Consider the following 19863-nt stretch of genomic DNA (forward strand, 5'->3'; position numbering starts at 1 on the left):
AAAAAATGAGAAAGAAAGGGAGATCTGTATGAAAAAAAGTCGTAAGCTGACAAGGCTGACAGCGATGCTGTTGGCAACGGGCTTTCTGTTAGCCGGCTGTGGCGGCGGTGGCGAGGACCAAACGGAAACGACCGCTTTGGATCTCAATTCCATGACGATGGATGAGCTGATTGCAGGCGCGAAGGAAGAAGGCCGCCTGGAGACCACCGGCATGCCGGACGACTGGGCGAACTGGGGAGAGAGCTGGGAGTCGTTCACCGAGTTATACGGAATCGAGCATTATGACACGGACATGGCCTCCGCGGAGACGGTAGCTATCTTTGAAGCAGAAAAGGACAGCCCGACCAAGGATTTCGGCGATGTGGGTCAGGCCTTTACCGTAACGGCGGAGCAGCAGGATGTATTGCAAGGCTATAAGGTCTCCACTTGGGATTCGATTCCGGACTGGGCCAAGGATCCGGAAGGCCGCTGGTATGTCACCTATACCGGCACGAGCGCGTTCCTGACCAACCCGAACCTGACCGGAGGTAAGGTTCCGGAAACGTGGGAGGACATTAAGAACGGCGACTATATGGTTTCGCCGGGCAACGTAATCGGCGGCGCATCCTCTCAGGTAGCGGTGCTGGCGTGTGCAATCGCATATGGCGGCGGCTTGGACAATGTGCAGCCGGGCATCGACTTCTTCAAGGAGCTGGCGGAGCAGGGCCGTTTGGATCCCGCCGATCCGGTTCGTGACCGCGTGGCAACCGGTGAGGTCGCTTGCATGGTCGCCCGTTATGATTTCCAATGTCTGAGCTGGCGCGATGAGATCAATGCAGCGGACCCGAACATGAATCTGGTTGCAACCATTCCGTCTGACGGTTCGGTCACCTCCGGATATGCGCTTCTGTTCAATAAGTGGGCGCCGCATCCGTGCGCTGCCGCCCTCGGTATTGAATATCTGCTGAGCGATCAGGGTCAGATTGAGCGTGCGAAATCCTATGCGCGTCCCATCCGCTCGGATGTCGAGCTGCCTGAGGATGTCGCTGCAAAAATGCTGCCGGATTCGGCGTACGAAAACAGCTTGGAGATTACGGATGTAGAAGCTTTTGCGGATGCTTGCAATGAAATCGCCCGTCTGTGGGAAGAAGAAGTGCTTCCTCTGATTAGCTGATTTTCGGCATCTTCACAGTCGCAAGGAAGCCGTCTGTATCATAAGGCGGCTTCCTTTTTTCACCCGCAGAAGGAAGGGATTAAACATTGAATAAAAAAGTGATTCTGGTAATGATCGACGCGCAGGGATTTGATACGGCTGTGCAGCGCGCCGGATTTTTTGAACATCTGGCGGAAGCGGGGCTTGCGGCAAAGTATCGCGTACAGTGCGGACTGCCGTCCTCCTCCCGCCCGATGTATGAAACCATATTGACCGGCCAGCCGGTGCATGCGCACGGCATCTACTCCAACCAAATTGTGCGGCGCAGCCGCTGCGAGAATCTGTTTTCTCTCACCCGGGCACATGGGCGCAGCAATGCAGCCGCGGCATATGATTGGATTGCGGAGCTGTATACCGATCGCGCACCGTTTGACCTGTTTCGCGACCGGATGTGTCTGCAAGGTTCGGGCGATATTGACCATGGCATTTTTTACTGTGAGGATACCTATCCGGACAGCCATCTATATGCAGATGCAGAGATGCTGCGGCAGATGTACCAGCCGGATTTTATGCTGGTGCATCCGATGAATGTGGACGATCAGGGGCATAAGTTTACGGCAGCAAGCCGGGAATACGGACATGCTTCGGAAATCTCGTTCGACCAGCTGGCTGTTTTATTCGACCGCTGGCGCGCGGATGCATACGATATTCTCATTACGGGAGATCATGGCATGGATACGCTGGGTATGCACGGCGGGAATGAGGCGATTCAGCGTGAGGTTCCGCTGTATATCGTTTCGGACCGCGTTGTACCGGGCGATTTTTCCGACCACTGCATTTCCAATCTGAACATTGCGCCGCTCATCTGCGATCTGCTGTGTATACCGCGCGGCAAAGCGATGATTGAGCAATTGGAGATTGCGCAAAAGGAGGGGAAACAAGAATGAATCGAAAGATACAGGCGAAGGGCATCGGAAAATATGCGGCATCGTTTCCGTTCTTTATTTTGGTGATTTTCTTCCTGCTTGCGCCTTTGTCCAACATGGTCTGGCAGAGCTTTATTTCTCCGGAAACAGGTTCGCTTTCTGTGGCAAACTATATCGATGTGTTTTCCAAGCCGATTTATCAGGCGGCGATGCGAAACAGCCTGTACCTGACGTTGCTTTCCACCGTCGCAGGCTTAATCGTATCATTCATCGCAGCGATGGCGGCAGCAGAGGCAACGCGCGGCTGGAACAGCAAGTTCCTGTCCATTCTGAACATGGTTTCTAACTTTGCGGGTCTGCCATTGGCGTTTGCGTTTATTATCTTGATTGGTAATTCGGGCGTATTAATAGAGGTGCTCAACCAGTTTGGCATCCATGCGTTGGACGATTTCAACCTGTATGGCAAGGAAGGACTGCTTCTGGTTTTCGTTTACTTCCAGATTCCGCTTGGAACGCTGGTTCTGCTGCCGTCTTTCCAGAGTATCCGCAAGGAATGGAAGGAATCGGCGGCGCTGATGAAGGCCAGCCCGTTCCGCTTCTGGTGGAATATCGGCATCCCTGTGATGCTGCCCAGCCTTTGCGACACCTTCTCCATGCTGTTTGCCAATGCGCTGACCGCATATGCGACGCCGTACATGATGATCTCCACCAACTATCCGCTGCTGCCGATTAAAATCACCAGCATGTTCACGGGAGAAACCGTGCAGCAGCAGGAAATGGGGTCGGCTCTGTCCATCACAATGATGCTGATCATGCTGCTGGTCATCTTCCTGTGCAACATGGTGAAGAAGTTCTTCTATAAAGGAGGGAACAGTTGATGAAAAGCAATCGTTGGCTGCCGCCGGTAATCATTCTGATTGTCAGCATATTCCTGATCCTGCCGTTGCTGATTCTGGGCATCTATTCGTTTGTCACCAGCTGGTCGGGCATTCTTCCCTCCGGATATACGCTCGAGTATTATCAGGATGTGTTCGAGGATGCAAGATTCTGGCCATCCATGCTGCGTGGTATCACCATCAGCTTTGTGCCGATTCTCCTGACCGGCGCGGTGGTCATTCTTGCCATTTACACTTCGATCCTTTACTGTCCCAAGCTGGAAGGCGTAATACAGAGTATCTGCATGATCCCGCATACGCTCAAGGGCGTTATTTTGGCGATTTCCGTGCTGGGTCTGTATGCCGGTTCGGGACCGATTTTCGGCAACCGCATTGTCATGCTGACATTTGTGTATTGTATCATTATATTGCCGTTTATTTATCAGGGCATTCGTAATAATCTGCGTGCCATCAACGTGCAGCAGCTGATTGAAGCGGCGGAGATTCTGGGAGCGAGCAAGCTGTATGCGTTTGTGCGCATCATCGTACCCAATATGGTTTCCGGTATTTTGATTTCATCCCTGCTTGCGATGTCCACAATTTTCAGCGATTTCGCAATTGTCAAGATTGTCGCCGGCAGTCAGTATCTGACCGCGCAGCAATTGCTGTATAACGCAAGAAACAATCCGGGCCAGTACACAAGCGCTATCGTACTTATCATGTTTTTAGCGACGCTGCTCATCGCCGGCATTGCTTTTGCGATGCAGAATCGCGTAGACAGCAAACAGGAACAGGCGCGCAAGGATGCAAAGGAGTAATACGGTATGGCATATATAGAGTTTAAGGACATTCATAAATATTTTGGCTCAGCCCATGTTCTGAAGGGCATCAATCTGGGCGTCGAATATGGACAGATGGTGACGCTGCTCGGCCCTTCCGGCTGCGGCAAGAGCACGCTGCTGCGCTGTCTGGCGGGTTTGGAACATGTGGATCAGGGTCAAATCTTTCTGGACGGCAATGATATTACCCACTTGACGCCGAAACAGCGCAATATCGGTATGGTTTTCCAGCAGTACAGCCTGTTCCCAACCATGACTGTCCGCCAGAATGTTGCTTTCGGTTTGCAGATTCAAAAGGTGGAAAAGTCTAAAATTGACGCGAAGGTAAAAGAAGTGCTGGAAATTGTAGGCTTGTCGGATAAAATCGACCACTATCCGCGTCAGCTGTCCGGAGGCCAGCAGCAGCGCGTGGCGCTGGCACGTGCCATCGTCACGGAGCTGAAGGTGTTGCTTTTGGACGAGCCTCTCAGCGCAATCGACGCGCTGCTGCGCAAAAATCTGCAAAGCGAAATCCGTCGCATTCAGCAGGAGCTGAACATCACGACCATTTTCGTAACGCACGATCAGGATGAGGCGATGGTCATGTCCGATATGATCCACCTGTTCAATGTCGGACAAATTGAGCAGTCCGGCACACCGGTGGAGATTTACACGCGGCCGCGCACGAAATTTGCCGCCAATTTCATCGGCAACTATAATATTCTGAGCGCCGCGCAGTTTAAAACGCTGACCGGTGAGGATGCGCAGACCGAAAATGTCGCAATCCGGCCGGAGGTGATTCAGTTGTCTGCATCGCGGACCGAGCAGCCGGACTGCTATGTCTGCAAGGGAACGGTGGTTAACAGCGTACCGCATGGAAATATCATCCGCTATACCGTTGCCTGCGATGACGTCAGACTGCGGGCGGACGTACTGTTTTCCGAGGCAATGCTGTTGCAGGAAAATACAGAGGTTTACTGTACAATCAAGCGGGATAACTGCCTTATGCTGGAATGACAGAATTCTGATATACGGGAATAAGGCTGTGCTGCACCGATGGCGAAGTGGAGTGATGGCCGTATGCAAACAATTACAGTTTGGTCAATCGCGTTCCGATTGCTGGCTGCCATGGCAGTCGGACTGATCGTGGGAGGACAGCGCACCCGGACGGCGCATCCGGCGGGTCTGCGCACGCACATGCTGGTGGCGCTTGGCGCATGTGTGGTTATGATTATCGGCAGCCAATTGTATCAGGATACGCATCAACTGTATCAGTCCGCGCCGGACCCGGCGCGTCTGGGCGCGCAGGTCATATCCGGTGTCGGTTTTCTGGGCGCGGGAACCATTCTCAAGGACGGCATCACGATCCGTGGACTGACTACGGCGGCCAGCCTATGGACAGTGGCATGCCTTGGGCTTGCCACCGGTATGGGATATTATCTTGTGGCGCTGCTTGGCAGCTTGGCGGTGCTGATTACGTTGTCCGCATTGGATAAGTTGCAGGCACGGCTGCAAAAGAAAAGCGCATCCCGCCTGTATCTGAAAATTGAATGCCAAGATTTGCACGACAGTTTGCTCCAGATTGAGGAGAGATGCGATCGTTATCGTGTTGCAATGTCCAATTTGACATACGGCAGGCAAGGGGATGACAGTTATATGATTCGACTGCGTCTTTCATTTGCGCCCGGCAGCACGGAACGGGATAAAAATCGTTTCTTCTGTGATTTGTCCAATATTGTGACAATCACCGGGTTGGAGAATCAGGAGGAATAGTGCGAACGGAAGGATTGTGGAGAGGACCTGCCCTCACACGAATGCGTGACCAAACAAAAAATCCGTAGTGCATCGGAAGAATGCACTACGGATTTTGTGTCGTGCGAAGCAAGGGGGAAGTGTGTGGGGCATGTTGCGCTTTGAAAAAGCGGACCTCAGCGGCCCAGCAGACGGCCCAGCAGCTTGCGCCAGCCCGGCTCGGGAGGTGCAGGATGCGCAGCTTGCTCGCGGGCCTGGTCGATGGCCTGCTGCATAAGCAGCACCTGCGCGCAGATGGGGTCGGGCACGGGCGGCTTTTTGCGGTAGGTGCCGTCCGGCTGCAAGACGCGCGCCTTGACCGTGTCGTGCTGCATGGCATACAGAATGTCATGCAGCCGTGCGCTCACTTCGGGCGAGTCAATGGGGCAGGCGATTTCTACACGGCGCTCGGTGTTTCGGGTCATCATATCGGCGGAGGAGATATACATTTTTTCCTCCGATCCACGGCCGAACACAAAGATGCGTGAATGCTCCAGAAAACGGCCGACAATGCTGGTGACCGTGATGTTTTCGGTATGTCCTTTAACGCCGGGCAGCAGACAGCAGATGCCGCGCACGATCATTTCGATGCGCACGCCGGCACAGGAAGCATCCCGCAGCTTGTGGATAATGTCGATATCGGTCAGCGAATTGCACTTGAGCAGCATATATCCCTCGCTGCCGCGGGCAATCTGCTCATCCATCAGAGCGAGAAGGTTGTTTTTCAGGCTGCTCGGCGCGACCAGCAGGCGGTTGTAACGGCCTTCGAGGTTGCCCAGCGCCATATTGTTGAAGAACGCGCCTGCGTCCGCGCCGATGGACTCGTCCGAGGTGATGAGCGACACGTCGGTGTACTGCTTGGCGGTCTTTTCGTTGTAGTTGCCGGTGCCGACCTGCGTGATATGGCGCACATCGCCGCGCTCCCGCCGGGTAATCAGGCAGATTTTGGAGTGCACTTTGTACTCCTCAAAGCCGTAAATGATTTTGCAGCCGGCTTCCTCCATGCGCTCGGACCAGTCGATGTTGTTTTGCTCGTCAAAACGGGCGCGCAGCTCGATGAGCGCGGTCACATCCTTGCCGTTTTCTGCGGCGGCGCACAGATATTCCACCAGCTTGGCTTTGCGTGCCAGACGGTAAATCGTGATGCGGATGGACAGCACGGCAGGGTCGTTTGCGGCCTCGCGAATCATCTGCAAAAACGGCTCCATCGACTCATAGGGGTAGGAAAGCAGAATGTCGCGTTTGAGCGCGGCCTTGAGCAGACTCTGGCCGGCGGGCAGCATGGCGGGCTGCTGAGGAGAAAACGGCGGGTCGGACAGGGCCGCCCGTTGTTTTTCGGGCAGGTGCTCCCCCAGAGAAAACGCATAGCCCATCCGAAGCGGCGCTTTGCGCGACAGGAAAATCTGCGCGTCGGTTACGTCAAAGCGTTTGCGGAAATATTCGGTAAAATGGTCGCTGATGGGGCGGGTCAGCTCGATGCGCACGACCGCCATGCGACGGCGGCGGCGCAGCAGCTTTTCCATCTTGGTGCGGAAATCGCCCTCCTCCGCGCCGAAGGTTTCGTCATCCGGGTTGATATCCGCATTACGGGTGACGCAGAATACGGTCTTTTCCAGCACGTCGTACATTTCGAATACATGGCCGGTGTATTCGAGCAGAATATCCTCAATGGGCACATAGCGCTTTTCCTCACCCGGCAGGAATACCAGCGCGGGCAGCGAGGCGGGAACGGGCAGCAGCCCTAAGCGTTCGCTCTTTTTGTGGCCGAGCAGCGCGGCAATATGCAGCACCTTGCCCTCTAAGTGCGGGAAAGGATGGTGCGCATCCACAATCTGCGGGGAAAGGACGGGGGCGATGACGCTTTTGAAATATTGCTTGATGTATTTCTGCTCCGCGGGCTCCAGTTCGCTGATGGAAAGGCGGCGCAGCCCCTCTGCGCGCAGCCGGGTGCTGACATCTCGAAACGCAGCGTCGCGGCGCGCATACAGCGGTTCGACCGCAGCGTAGATGCGGTGCAGCTGTTCCTTGGCGGTCATGCCGGATTTGTTGTCGATATGTCCCTTATCCACTGCCGCCATATCGCACAGGCTGCCCACACGGATCATAAAAAATTCGTCCAGATTGCTGGTGAAGATCGAAAGAAATTTGCATCGCTCCAAAAGCGGTACGGCGTTGTCCTCCGCTTCGGCCAATACACGGGCGTTGAACTGCAGCCAAGACAGCTCACGGTTTTGCGTATAGCCCTGTTCCCAGATTGCCTGTGTCATGAGAGAGATTCCCCCCTGTTTTGATTCCGGCCGCCGGACAAGAAAGACGGCCATACGATCGCTCAGTATACTACTATTATACTGCTTTTTTGTGTTGGGACAATGCGTTTTATGTAAAAATCATGTAAAGTAATGGCTTTTTACCGGGGGCTTAGACCTTGCGCGAAGATAGAGCGTCTGTTATACTGGAGAAACAAAGAGAAAGGAGAAAAGGCATGAGAAATATCTGGCACGACATTGACCCGCGCTGCATTACGCCGGAACGCTTCACTGCGGTTATCGAGATTCCGGCAGGCAGCAAGAAAAAGTATGAACTGGACAAGAGCACCGGTCTGCTGCGGCTGGACCGCATCTTGTATACTTCCACGCATTACCCGGCCAATTACGGCTTCATTCCGCGCACTTACGCGGACGACGGCGATCCGCTTGATGTACTCGTGCTGTGCACGGAGTCGCTCGACCCTCTGGTGGAGGTGGACTGCTATCCAATCGGTGTGATGCGTATGATCGACGAGGATGAGATCGACGATAAAATCATTGCGATTCCGTTTGAAGAACCGACATGGAATTTCTATCACGATATGGATGAGCTGCCGCCGCATTACGGCAGTGAAATCACGCATTTTTTTGAGGTTTACAAGGGCTTGGAACACAAGCATACAACTACTTCGGACGCGCTCAACCGGGAAAAAGCGATTGAGGTAATCAAGGACTGCATGCGTCGGTACGAGGTGCACTTCTGCGGCAGACGGCCGGAGAAGGAAGAGGCGTAACTATAATACATAGCAAAACGCGGAGGAACAGCGTTCCTCCGCGTTTTTTTTACAGCTTTTCCAGCAGCTGCTTGAGCCATGCCTCATTCATGGCAGGCGTATCGCGCAGCGGGAAGTCAATCCCCAGCCGGTCGTATTTTTCAATGCACAGCTTGTGGAAAGGAAGAAATTCAATTTTTTGCAGATTGGGATACCGTTCAGCATGCGCCTTGACCAAGCGCAGGTGGTCGAGGCTGTCGGTCAGACCGGGCACAACCACATGCCGCACCCAGAGCGGTACGCCTTTCATCGCGGTCAGCTGCAAAAAACGCTCGACCTGTGACAATTCTGCGCGGCAATACCGGCGATAATCCGCCGCCGTCAGGAATTTCAAGTCGCACAGCACCAAATCGGTGTGTTGCAGCACGCGCTCGGCTGCTGCGGTCGGGCAGCCGGTGCCCGAGGTGTCCAGCGCGGTGTGCACGCCGTGCTCGTGGAGCTTTTGGAAAAATTCCTCGATGAAATCCGCCTGCAATAGCGGCTCGCCGCCTGAGACGGTTACGCCGCCGCCGTTTTTCCAGTAGGGTTGATAGCGCAGCACGCGGCGCACAAGTTCGTCCGTGTCGATTTCTTCGCCGCAGGTCGTGTCCCATGTGTCCGGGTTGTGGCAGTAGACGCAGCGCAGCGGGCAGCCCTGCATGAAGATGACGCAGCGCACGCCCGGCCCGTCCACCGCGCCGAGGGACTGGATGGAATGAATGCGTCCGGTCATTTTGCCACAACCTTTCTTGAAATAGCATTACTTGGTATGTTTGCCGCTGCGCGCGGCAGGCGCACAAGAGGGGAGACACCGGAGGTTTCTCCCCTCTTGCGAATCACCCCATTTCCTTGAGGGCGCGCTGCGCGCGCAAAAGTGCAGTCCCGGTTTCCGGTTACCGCCCGCCTCACAGGCTCAGAACAACCTTCGCGGCTGCTGCCCCGGAGGGGGCGTCCCTCTTAGAGGTTGTTAGACCGCTTCGTGGAACGTGCGCGAAATCACCTCGCGCTGCTGCTCACGGCTGAGCTTATAGAAGTTGACCGCATAGCCCGAGACACGAATGGTCAGGTTGGGGTACTGCTCGGGATGCTCGTAGGCGGCGATGAGGGTGTCGCGGTTCATGACGTTGACGTTCAGGTGGTGCGCCTTCTGGGCGAAGTAGCCGCTCATGATGGCGACGAGGTTGTTGACCCGCTCCTCATCGGTCTTGCCGAGCGCGCCCGGCGTGATGGAGAAGGTGTTCGAGATGCCGTCGCGGCAGTATTCGTAGCTGAGCTTTGCCACCGAGTTGAGCGAGGCCAGCGCGCCCGATTTGTCGCGGCCGCTCATCGGGTTTGCGCCCGGTGCGAGCGGTTCGCCGTAGCGACGGCCATCCGGCGTGTTGCCGGTCTTTTTGCCGTACATGACGTTGGAGGTGATGGTCAGAATGGACAGGGTGTGAATCGCGCCGCGGTAGAGCGGATACTCGGTCAGCGCGTGGTAGAACTTCTCAACCTGCTCGCAGGCAATGGAGTCGACGCGGTCATCGTCATTGCCGAACTTCGGGAAGTCGCCTTCGATTTCAAAATCAACGATAATGCCGTTCTCCGGGTTGCGGATGGGGTGCACCTTGGCATACTTGATGGCAGAAAGCGAATCCGCCATGCAGCTCATGCCCGCGATGCCGAACGCCATCAGGCGGCGTACCTCGGTGTCGTGCAGGGCCATCTGGCTCTTCTCGTAGGCGTATTTGTCATGCATATAGTGGATGGTGTTCATCGCGGAAACGTAGGTCTTGGCCAGCCACGGACGGTAGAAGTCCATGCGGCGGCAAACCTCGTCATAGTCGAGCGTATCGCCCTCCATGACCGGCAGTTCCGGGCCGACCTGATCGAACTTGTTTTCGTCGCGGCCGCCGTTGATAGCCATCATCATCAGCTTTGCAATGTTGGCGCGTGCGCCGAAGAACTGCATATCCTTGCCTACGCGCATCGCGGAAACACAGCAGGCAATGGCATAGTCGTCGCCGTAATAGGGACGCATGACGTCGTCGTTCTCGTACTGGACGGCGTCCGTGTCAATGGACACCTTAGCGATGAACTTTTTCCAGTTTTCGGGCAGGTTTTCGCTCCAGAGCACGGTCAGATTCGGCTCGGCAGCGGGATTTAAGTTGTACAGCGTGTGCAGCACGCGGAAGCTGTTCTTGGTCACGAGCGAGCGGCCGTCCTCGCCGATGCCGCCGATGGACTCGGTGATCCACATCGGGTCGCCGCCGAACAGCTCGTTATATTCGGGCGTGCGCAGGTGGCGCGCCATGCGCAGATGCAGAACGAAATCGTCCATAATCTCCTGCGCCTCGGACTCGGTCAGAACACCGGCCTTGAGGTCACGCTCGAAGTAGATGTCAAGGAAGGTCGAGGTGCGGCCGAGGCTCATCGCCGCGCCGTTCTGCTCCTTGATGCCGGCGAGATAGGCAAAGTACAGCCACTGCACCGCTTCCTTGGCGTTTTCCGCCGGGCGGGAGATGTCAAATCCGTAGGAAGCCGCCATCTTGACCATATCTTTCAGCGCCTTGATCTGGTCGGAAAGCTCCTCTGCGGTGCGGATCTCCTTCTCGGTCGTCGGCACTTCGCCCAGCGCGTCCTTGTCGCGCTGCTTCTCTTCAATCAGACGGTCGACGCCGTACAGCGCCACGCGGCGATAGTCGCCGATGATGCGGCCGCGGCCGTAAGCGTCCGGCAGACCGGTCAGCAGGCCGACATGACGCGCTTCGCGTACATCCTTGGTGTAGGCGGAGAACACGCCGTCGTTGTGCGTCTTGTGATATTTGAATTCTTCTTCAATCTTGGGCGAAACCTCATAGCCATAGGCCTTGCACGCTTCGCGCACCATGCGCATGCCGCCGAACGGGTTGCAGGCGCGCTTGAGCGGCTCATCGGTCTGCAGGCCGACAATGATTTCGTTATCCTTGTCGAGGTAGCCGGGGTCGAACGCCGTAATCGTGATAACGGTATCGGTATCCACGTTGCGCACGCCGTCCTTTTCGCGCTCTTCCGCAAGCAGCGCGTCAAACTTTTCGCGCATCGCGGTTGTGCGCGCGGTTGCGGGCGCGAGGAACGCGCCGTCGCCCTCGTAAGGGGTGTAGTTTTTCTGGATGAAATCGCGGACGTTGATCTCATTCTGCCAATCGCCGCCGATGAAGGTGTTCCATGCGTTCATATAGGTGATTCCTCCTGTTTCTTTGGTTCAGCTGCCCTTTTTTGGATGCAAAAAAGGGCAGCATCGCGTATCTTGTGCGACACTGCCCAGACGGTCGGCATTTTTACGGAACCCCTGCTCCCCGGTGGTTTGCGCTCCACCTTGTCCGTCAGTTGCAGGGAACTTGTCTGGTCTAAGAATAACACAACTATATATAGTATGCAACTGATGAATCCTACAAAAATTTTGCAGAGAAAATACCGGATACTGCGACAGTAGTCAAAAACGGATGAATTACGCTGTGGATGTAAAACCTATGGAAAGACTCTTCACAAGGCGGGAAAATTGGCGTATGATAAAGGTAATAAAAAGGAGGTTGCGCTTATGAAGATTGGCATGCTGACAAGCGGCGGCGACTGCCAGGGCTTGAATTCCGCTCTGCGCGGCGTAGCAAAGACGCTGTATAACGAACTGGGCAGCAAGGTGACCATCTATGGCATCCGGGACGGCTACCGCGGCCTGATAGAGGGCGATTATCATGAAATGAACGCGCGGGATTTCTCGGATATTCTGACCCTGGGCGGCACGATTCTCGGCACGTCCCGCCAGCCGTTTAAGGAAATGCAGAAGGCCACCGAGGACAGCGAGGAGACCAAGCTGCAGAAAATGCTCAAAACCGTCAATGAGGAAGGCTTTGATTGTCTGGTCATTCTCGGCGGCAACGGCACGCACAAGACCGCGAACCTCCTCAGCGAGCACGGCGTTAACGTTGTGACCCTGCCCAAGACGATTGACAACGACCTGTGGGGCACCGAGATGACCTTCGGTTTCCAGTCGGCTATGGATATCGCAACGACGGTTATCGACTCCATTCACTCGACCGCGTTTTCGCATTCGCGCGTGTTCATCGTCGAGGTGATGGGCCATAAGGCCGGCTGGCTGACGCTGTATTCCGGCATTGCGTCCGGCGCGGACGTTATCATCATTCCGGAGATTCCGTATTCGGCCAAAAAGATAGCGCAAGCAATCGACAAGCGCGCACAGAGCGGCAAGCGCTTTTCCATCCTTGCGGTTGCGGAAGGTGCCATCAGCCAGGAAGAGGCCAAGATGAGCAAGAAGGAATTTAAGGCTGCGCGTGAAAATATGCCTTATCCGTCTATTTCGTACCGCATTGCGGACGAGCTGAAAGCGATTACCGGGCATGAGATTCGCGTGACCATTCCGGGCCACTATCAGCGCGGCGGCGCGCCTTGTCCGGCCGACCGTCTGCTGACCAGCCGTTTCGGCGTGGCGGCGGCGCATCTCATCCGCGAGAAGAAATACGGCTATATGGTGGCGCTGCAGGACGATAAAATCGTGCCCGTGCCGCTCAAAGAGGTGGCGGGCAAGCTCAAGACCGTGCCGCCCGACGGCGAAGTGGTGCGTGCGGCGCGCGCGCTCGGCCTGTCGATGGGCGACTAAGCGCAAAATACAAAAGGACGTGCTGCGGCACGTCCTTTTGTTTACCCAAGCCGTAAGTCGAAGCGGCAGGCCGGACCGGTCAGTCCTGCGTGCTGCTCGGATTCTTGCTCTGGGTGTTCGGCTGCGGGTTCTTATTCTGGCTTCCGTTCGGACACTGGTTGGTGGTCGACGGGTTCTGACGCTTGTTCTGCTTGCTCATGGGAAATCACCTCTTTTTTGAAGATTTCAAGCGTAGTTTGCACCCGGCACGTGAAAAATATACACGCGGGTATTGCGGAAATATAAAAAATCTGATAAAATTTGTATGCGCCGTATGGCGTTTTTGAGGTTATATTAAATTTATTTCAGATAGAAAGAGGGACTTTCCACCATGTCGGGACACTCCAAGTGGCATAATATTGCCAAGCGCAAGGGCGCAAACGACGCGAAAAAAGCAAAAATCTTCACCAAAATCGGCCGTGAGATGGCCATTGCTATTAAGGAAGGCGGTTCGGCCAATCCGGATTTCAACTCCCGTCTGCGCGACTGCATCGCCAAGGCCAAGGCCAACAATATGCCCAACGACAACATTAAGCGCACGCTGGACAAGTATTCGGGCGCGAATGGTCAGGTTAACTATGAGGCCAACAACTATGAGGGCTACGGTGTCGGCGGCGTGGCGGTCGTTGTCGAAACGCTGACCGATAACAAGAACCGCACGGTTGCCGACGTGCGCCACCTGTTTGATAAGTACGGCGCGGGTCTGGGCGCGACCAACTGCGTATCCTGGCAGTTCGACAAGAAAGGCGTTATCATCATGGAGCGCGGCGAGCTGGACGAGGACACCGTGATGATGCAGGCGCTGGACGCCGGCGCCGAGGACTTCCAGGCCGACGAGGAAACCTTCGAGATTTACACCGCGCCGGGGGATTTTTCCGCTGTGCGCGAGGCGCTCGAGACGCTGGGCTATTCGTTTGTCGAGGCCGAGGTCGAGCTGGTTCCGCAGAACTATGTCACCCTCGAAAAGGAAGAGGATATGGCACAGATGCGCAAGCTGCTCGACAATCTCGAGGATAACGACGATGTGCAGGCTGTCTGGCACAACTGGGAGAACGAAGCGGATTACGAAGGCTAAGCCGTTTCACTTGCTCAAAAAGAAGATGGATGGCGCAGCCGTTTTTCCCTATGGGAAAGGCGGCTGCGTTTTTTTACAAAGGGGACAAAAAATCCGTTGCGCGCGGCGGCAAAGTGTGCCATGATAAAGACAAACGGAATGCCGCAAGGCGGGAAAGAGGCTGCATATGAAAATCGGAACGATTGGAACGGGCAACATCGTAACATGGGTGATGACGGAGGCGGTGCGCGTGGCGGGCGTGACCTATGAGGCGGTGTATTCGCGTGGGGAAGCAACCGGACGCGCGCTTGCGGAGCGGTTCGGCGTAAATAAGGTATATACCAAGCTGGAGGATATGCTGGCCGACCCGGAAATCGACTGGGTCTATGTCGCCTCGCCCAACAGCCTGCACTATGTGCAGACCAAAAAAGCACTCGAAAGCGGCAAGCATGTCATCTGCGAGAAGCCGTTTACGCCTACTCGTGCGCAGGCCGAGGAGCTTGCCGCACTCGCGGAGCGCAAAGGATTATTCCTGCTGGAGGGCATCACAACGCTGTTTCTGCCGCATTTTGCGCGCATTCGCGAGAAGCTGCCCGAAATCGGGCCGGTGCGGCAGGTGTCGTGTACCTTCTGCCAGTATTCGAGCAAATACGACGCACTGAAAGCGGGGCAGACGCCCAATGTGTTCAATCCTGCCTTTGCGGGCGGTGCGCTCATGGATATCAACCTGTATAACCTGTATTTTGTGTACGGCCTGTTCGGTATGCCGGAGCGCGTGACCTATCATGCACGGCGGCATGCCAACGGCATCGACCTCGGCGGCGTCGCGGCGCTGGAATATTCGGGCTTTGTTTGCGCGTGTACGGGCGCGAAGGACTGCAAAGGTGAAAACGGCGCGCATATCATAGGAGAAAAGGGTTTCATTCGCGTGGAGAACCCGGTCAGCATGTGTACGCGCGTCACGGTTGTGACCGACGAGGGCGAGCAGGTCTTTGACGAGCAGCAGGGCGAAACCGCGTGGTACTGGGAGATGCAGGGCATCGCGGGGCTGGTCGCGGCGGATGACCGCGCGGATTGCCGCCGCCGCATGGAGAAAACCATCGAAATGATGGAATTGCTCAAGCGCGCACGGCAGGATGCGGGTATCGTGTTCCCGGGTGTGGATTGAGCAGGCACTTCCCCGCGGGACGCAAAGCGTGTATAATAGAGGAAAACAACTGATAGGACAGAGGAGGTCCGGTTATGGCGGATTTTGTATCGCATCATCTGTTTGGAGAGCAGGCGCAAAGCGTCTTTCCCGCGCCGGTGCAGGAGTTGACGCGCAAGCATCCGGTGAGCTTTCGGTGGGGGTGTCAGGGGCCGGACCCACTGTTTTACCGCAAGATATTACTGGGCAGCCCGCTGCACAAGCTGGGCAACCGCATGCATTCGGAAAAGACCGACGAGTTGTTTGCAGCGCTCGCGCGCGGCGTGCATTGCCTGACCGGGGCGGCGCAGGAAACGGCGGCGGCGTATTTCTACGGCTTTTTGTGCCACTATGCGCTCGACAGCGAGATTCATCCATATGTATACTGCCGGCAGGTGCAAATCTGCGGGGCGGAGCCGAAGCTCAACGCTTCGGCCGTACATTGCCAGATTGAGAGCGACATTGACTATCTGGTATACGAGCGGGCGTATCATGCGCCGGTGACCAACTTTAAACCGGCGGGCTTTTACGCGCTTCCTGTGGAAGAAAAAGCCGTGCTGGCGGTGCTGCTGCATGCGGTGCTGGAAAATGTGTATGGCGAGGATGTATCGGTGCGTGACCTGCGGCGTTCGTTTGACGAAATGCTGTCGTGGGAAAAGTTCTTCTATGCAGATAAGCGCCGTACCTACCGCACCGCGCAGCGGCTGGAACGGCTGGCGGGGCGCGGCGCAATCCTGACCGGACACATGAAAGTGGAACGTCCGGCATGGGACGCACTCAACGAACAGCACACGCCTTGGCACAACCTGTGGAGGCCGGAAGAAACGCGCACGGATTCCGTGCCTGATCTGTTCGGGCTGGCGCGCATCGGCGCGGCAGGGCTGGCAGGGCAGTATGCCGCGCAGTTCGACTCGGGATTGCAGCTGTGGTGCCATTTCAAGCAGCCGTTCGACAACGGCAGCCCGAAGAAAATTGTCGACGGAAGCGTGCTGTGCTGATTTAATCGGTGGTGCTGCGCGACGCTTGGACAAAGCAACCGGCTGCGCAGCATTCCGGCATGTGAAATTTTGCTTCATATTTACAGAAAAAGCCCGGCTGAGCCGGGCTTTTGATTACTGATGCGCATCTTAAATTTGGGGTTATCCCCTTGGGTATGCACAGATATACAAATATTATGGCACGAAATATTTATATATTTAGCAATACTAAATATTGACAAGATAAAAACAAGCTGTTAGTATAATATCAACAAACATGTTTGGTGGCATCATGAAAAAAGAAAGCAAATCCACCAAGGAAAGCGGCCACTCCTTCGAGGATTACTTCAAGCGTGCAGTCAATCCGCTGCTTGTACTTTTGCTGCTCTCCGAGCGGCCGATGTATGTATATGAAATGGCACACGAATTGGAAAAGCGCAGCGCCGGGCAATATGCTATTTCGCTGCTCTATCCGGTTATTTATCGCCTTTCATCACAGGGATTTGTGCGCGAAGGCCAAAAAGAAATTTCAGACGATAACCGTGTCCGCCAATATTACGAAATCACTCCCGATGGGATAACGTATTTGCGACAGATAGAGGATGTTTACGATAAGATGTCCGAAGCGGTACAGCAGATTCGTCGTGTCAGTGGGGAGGATAAAGTATGACGGCAGCAAAAGCCGTGCACCGTTATGTGCGCGCGGTTTCCCGTAGGCTGATCTGTTCCAGAGCGACCAGTTCCAGATTGCTGGACGGGCTGCGACAGGAATTATTGGCTTATCCTATGCTGTCTTATGAGGAATTATGCGCAAGAATCGGCACGCCGGAGCAGACAGCGGCGCAACTGATGGAAACCATCAGCGCATCGGAGATTGCATGTGCGCAACGTAAGCGTCGCTTGGCACTTGGATTGCTCATTTTGATTCTGTTGGTGATTGCAGTGGCGTTCGGCGCGTATTATATTCATTCACAGCAAGTGATGCGCGATGACTTCTATGTCAATGAACAAACTACATCATCAACCAATCGTGTTGTTTCTGATGGAATGTTAGAAGATTAGCAAGGTGGTTTACATGAAAAAAATGATTTCTGCGGTTCTTTCCGCACTGATGCTCTTTTGTTTCACGATTCCCGCGTTTGCAGCAAATGAGGACGATTTCACGGTCGTTGACTATGGTGATGGATATTATCTGAAGGTATCCACCGTCGATACCCCGTCGCCGTTTACCATTTACGAAAAATCGATTACCCGCAAAGCCGACGCCTATCACGGAAGCACCTATATTGGAACCTTTTACTTGAATGGGACTTTTCAATATGATACGGTACGGGCTAAGGCCGTAGCGGATAGCTGGTCTGCTTCCTCGTCGTATGGATATTCCGGCGATTCGTGGTGCACAGGCGCATCGGTAAAGGGCAAATGCACATTCAATTATGCAGGCGGCAAAACCTATACGATAACGATGACCTGCGATAAAAACGGCAATATATCCTATACGCAGTAACCTGGTTTATTTCTTCATTTCTTTTCATTTTTTATGGGAAATCCCACTCAAGACAAAGCGCTTGGGTGGGATTTCTCATTTTGGTCGCAAATGCGTTAGCGACGGCTACTTTTTTTGCTGCGAATTGCGCGGTGCAGCAGACTGTGGTACAATAAAAAGAAAATTTCGCCGGAGGAGGGCATTCCGAACGTGCAGCGCGTATTATACTATTTTATTGCGGTCAGCGTGATTGGCGCGGCTGTCTGCATTTATGACAAACTTGCTGCGCGCAGCGGCTGGCGGCGTGTGCCCGAACGCACGCTTTTTTTCTGGGCGCTGGTCGGCGGTGGACCGGGTGTGTACCTGACCATGCTGCTTATCCGTCATAAAACGCTCCACCGCAGCTTCATGTGGGGCATTCCGGCAATTATGATATTGCAGATTGCAATATTGTTTGGTGTTTATAACATTTTGTATTCGAGGGGATTATTATGACCAAAGCGTTGGTCCGTTGGTTCATTCATGATGCGGATAATACAAAGGATGCGCGCGTGCGCGAGCGATACGGCATTTTGTCCGGCGCGGTGGGCATCGCGTGCAATGTGTTCCTGTTTGTGCTCAAGCTGGTAATCGGCCTGCTGACCGGCTCGATATCGATTGCAGCGGACGCATTCAATAACCTGTCCGATGGGCTGTCCTGTCTGATTTCGATTGTGGGCTTTAAGGTGTCGGGTAAGGCGCCGGATGCAAAGCATCCGTTCGGCTACGGACGTACCGAGTACATCGCGGGCCTGATTGTGGCGTTTATCATCGTGCTGGTGGGCTTCGAGTTCCTTAAAACCTCGTTCGACCGCATCATCCACCCCGAGCCGGTGGCGTTTTCGGTTGTGCTGCTGGTGATTCTGGCAGTGTCCATGCTGGTAAAGCTGTGGATGGGCGCGTTCAATTCCTCCATCGGCCGCCGAATTGAGTCTCCGGTGCTCATGGCGGCGGGACAGGACAGCCGCAACGACGTGATTACCACCTCGGTGGTGGTCATCGGCATGATTGCGGGCCGTTTTACCACCCTGCCGGTGGACGGTTATGTCGGCGTGCTGGTAGCACTGTTTATTCTCTGGGCGGGCATCGGCATTGTGCGTGACACGGTTGCGCCGCTGCTCGGCGAAGCGGCCGACCCGGAAATTGCGCGCCGCATCGAGGACATTGTACGCGAATCTGATTATATTGTCGGTGTGCACGACCTGATTATTCACAACTACGGCGCGGGTCGTTCGCTGGCTTCGCTGCATGCCGAAGTGCCGAGCGATTCGGACTTTGTCGCGGTGCATGAGGTCATTGATGAGGCGGAAAAGCGCGTGTGGCAGCGTACAGGTGTGTATCTGGTTATCCATATGGACCCCATCGATGTCAATAACGAGCATGTCGCCGCGCTGCGTGAGCAAGTGGACAGCGTGCTGCGGGGGATTGACGAAAATCTGTCTATGCACGATTTCCGCGTGGTGGATGGCGAACGGCAAATCAACTTGATTTTTGATGTGGTCGTGCCGTTTACGTATGACGAAAAGGGCAAGCGTGAGCTGATGATGCAGATTTACGACCGGCTCAAGGAGATTGACACGCGGTATAATCCGGTCGTGACGCTGGACCACCAAATGTAAAAATCTCGACCAAACCGTACAGGTTTGGTCGAAGAGGAACGCACCGCGGCGTGCCGCGGATGCGTCCAAACGATAAAAAGTTCCGATAAACGAAACTTTTTCTCTTCCTTGTATAAAAAGCCCGGCAAAGCCGGGCTTTTTATGAAACCGGCGGTGTAACCGCCGGTTTCTGTTTTCTGCGCGCCTTGCGGCGCGGAAAAAGGGGATGTCTTGCGGCGCGGAAGGGG

General features: G+C 55.0%; 19 protein-coding genes and 1 riboswitch. Of the genes, 16 read left to right on the plus strand and 3 right to left on the minus strand.

Annotated elements, in window-relative coordinates; genetic code table 11:
• Positions 1–28: 28 nt before the first annotated feature.
• The 6 genes from ACTQ34_RS05570 to ACTQ34_RS05595 all read left to right on the plus strand — a co-directional run bounded on the left by ACTQ34_RS05570 (position 29) and on the right by ACTQ34_RS05595 (position 5524).
• Positions 29–1153, plus strand: a complete 1125-nt coding sequence (locus ACTQ34_RS05570) for an extracellular solute-binding protein (protein WP_441362894.1) — start codon at positions 29–31, stop codon at positions 1151–1153.
• Between the two features lie 86 nt (positions 1154–1239).
• Positions 1240–2079, plus strand: a complete 840-nt coding sequence (locus tag ACTQ34_RS05575; RefSeq protein ID WP_441362895.1) for an alkaline phosphatase family protein — start codon at positions 1240–1242, stop codon at positions 2077–2079.
• On the plus strand, positions 2076–2936 hold the full coding sequence (locus ACTQ34_RS05580) for an ABC transporter permease (RefSeq protein ID WP_441362896.1): 861 nt from the start codon (positions 2076–2078) through the stop codon (positions 2934–2936). Before ACTQ34_RS05575 ends, ACTQ34_RS05580 begins: the two co-directional genes overlap by 4 nt.
• Complete coding sequence (locus tag ACTQ34_RS05585; protein ID WP_441362897.1) at positions 2936–3751, plus strand: ABC transporter permease; 816 nt, start codon at positions 2936–2938, stop codon at positions 3749–3751. Before ACTQ34_RS05580 ends, ACTQ34_RS05585 begins: the two co-directional genes overlap by 1 nt.
• Positions 3752–3757: 6 nt before the next feature.
• Complete coding sequence (locus tag ACTQ34_RS05590; RefSeq protein ID WP_441362898.1) at positions 3758–4768, plus strand: ABC transporter ATP-binding protein; 1011 nt, start codon at positions 3758–3760, stop codon at positions 4766–4768.
• Between the two features lie 63 nt (positions 4769–4831).
• A complete protein-coding gene (locus ACTQ34_RS05595; protein ID WP_441362899.1) occupies positions 4832–5524 on the plus strand; it encodes an MgtC/SapB family protein in 693 nt (230 codons plus the stop codon).
• Positions 5525–5679: 155 nt separating this feature from the next.
• Here ACTQ34_RS05595 and ppk1 read toward each other — a convergent pair whose 3' ends face one another.
• Entirely contained in the window at positions 5680–7809 is a 2130-nt protein-coding gene (gene ppk1, locus ACTQ34_RS05600; protein ID WP_441362900.1) for a polyphosphate kinase 1, read from the minus strand.
• Positions 7810–8024: 215 nt separating this feature from the next.
• Here ppk1 and ACTQ34_RS05605 point away from each other — a divergent pair, with 215 nt between their 5' ends.
• Entirely contained in the window at positions 8025–8582 is a 558-nt protein-coding gene (locus tag ACTQ34_RS05605) for an inorganic diphosphatase (protein ID WP_441362901.1), read from the plus strand.
• Positions 8583–8631: 49 nt separating this feature from the next.
• Here the strand turns inward: ACTQ34_RS05605 and pflA are convergent, their stop codons facing one another.
• Entirely contained in the window at positions 8632–9333 is a 702-nt protein-coding gene (pflA, locus tag ACTQ34_RS05610; RefSeq protein WP_441362902.1) for a pyruvate formate-lyase-activating protein, read from the minus strand.
• Positions 9334–9567: 234 nt separating this feature from the next.
• A complete protein-coding gene (gene pflB / locus ACTQ34_RS05615) occupies positions 9568–11796 on the minus strand; it encodes a formate C-acetyltransferase (protein ID WP_441362903.1) in 2229 nt (742 codons plus the stop codon).
• A gap of 77 nt (positions 11797–11873) precedes the next feature.
• A riboswitch (ZMP/ZTP riboswitch) is annotated at positions 11874–11962 on the minus strand.
• 197 nt (positions 11963–12159) lie between these two features.
• Between pflB and ACTQ34_RS05620 the strand changes: the two genes are divergently transcribed.
• The 9 genes from ACTQ34_RS05620 to ACTQ34_RS05660 all read left to right on the plus strand — a co-directional run bounded on the left by ACTQ34_RS05620 (position 12160) and on the right by ACTQ34_RS05660 (position 19636).
• A complete protein-coding gene (locus tag ACTQ34_RS05620; protein WP_441362904.1) occupies positions 12160–13236 on the plus strand; it encodes a 6-phosphofructokinase in 1077 nt (358 codons plus the stop codon).
• A 370-nt stretch (positions 13237–13606) separates the two neighbouring features.
• Positions 13607–14350, plus strand: coding sequence for a YebC/PmpR family DNA-binding transcriptional regulator (locus ACTQ34_RS05625; protein WP_441362905.1), 744 nt, complete (start codon positions 13607–13609; stop codon positions 14348–14350).
• A 166-nt stretch (positions 14351–14516) separates the two neighbouring features.
• Positions 14517–15497 (plus strand): Gfo/Idh/MocA family protein, encoded by a 981-nt coding sequence (locus ACTQ34_RS05630; RefSeq protein WP_441362906.1) that lies wholly within the window; start codon positions 14517–14519, stop codon positions 15495–15497.
• A 74-nt stretch (positions 15498–15571) separates the two neighbouring features.
• Positions 15572–16513, plus strand: a complete 942-nt coding sequence (locus ACTQ34_RS05635) for a zinc dependent phospholipase C family protein (RefSeq protein WP_441362907.1) — start codon at positions 15572–15574, stop codon at positions 16511–16513.
• A gap of 271 nt (positions 16514–16784) precedes the next feature.
• Positions 16785–17162, plus strand: a complete 378-nt coding sequence (locus ACTQ34_RS05640; RefSeq protein ID WP_441362908.1) for a PadR family transcriptional regulator — start codon at positions 16785–16787, stop codon at positions 17160–17162.
• The gene (locus ACTQ34_RS05645; protein ID WP_441362909.1) at positions 17159–17554 is read left to right on the plus strand and encodes a hypothetical protein; all 396 of its coding nucleotides are present in this window, start codon (positions 17159–17161) and stop codon (positions 17552–17554) included. Before ACTQ34_RS05640 ends, ACTQ34_RS05645 begins: the two co-directional genes overlap by 4 nt.
• Positions 17555–17567: 13 nt before the next feature.
• Positions 17568–17999, plus strand: coding sequence for a hypothetical protein (locus ACTQ34_RS05650; RefSeq protein ID WP_441362910.1), 432 nt, complete (start codon positions 17568–17570; stop codon positions 17997–17999).
• 189 nt (positions 18000–18188) lie between these two features.
• Positions 18189–18473: a DUF1294 domain-containing protein gene (locus tag ACTQ34_RS05655; RefSeq protein WP_441362911.1), complete on the plus strand. Its 285-nt coding sequence runs from the start codon at positions 18189–18191 to the stop codon at positions 18471–18473.
• Positions 18470–19636 carry a cation diffusion facilitator family transporter gene (locus tag ACTQ34_RS05660; RefSeq protein ID WP_441362912.1) on the plus strand — a complete coding sequence of 389 codons (1167 nt, stop codon included), beginning with the start codon at positions 18470–18472 and terminating at the stop codon, positions 19634–19636. Before ACTQ34_RS05655 ends, ACTQ34_RS05660 begins: the two co-directional genes overlap by 4 nt.
• The last annotated feature ends 227 nt before the right edge of the window (positions 19637–19863 follow it).

This window comes from Agathobaculum sp. LCP25S3_E8, assembly GCF_052117165.1.
Lineage (GTDB): Bacteria > Bacillota > Clostridia > Oscillospirales > Butyricicoccaceae > Agathobaculum.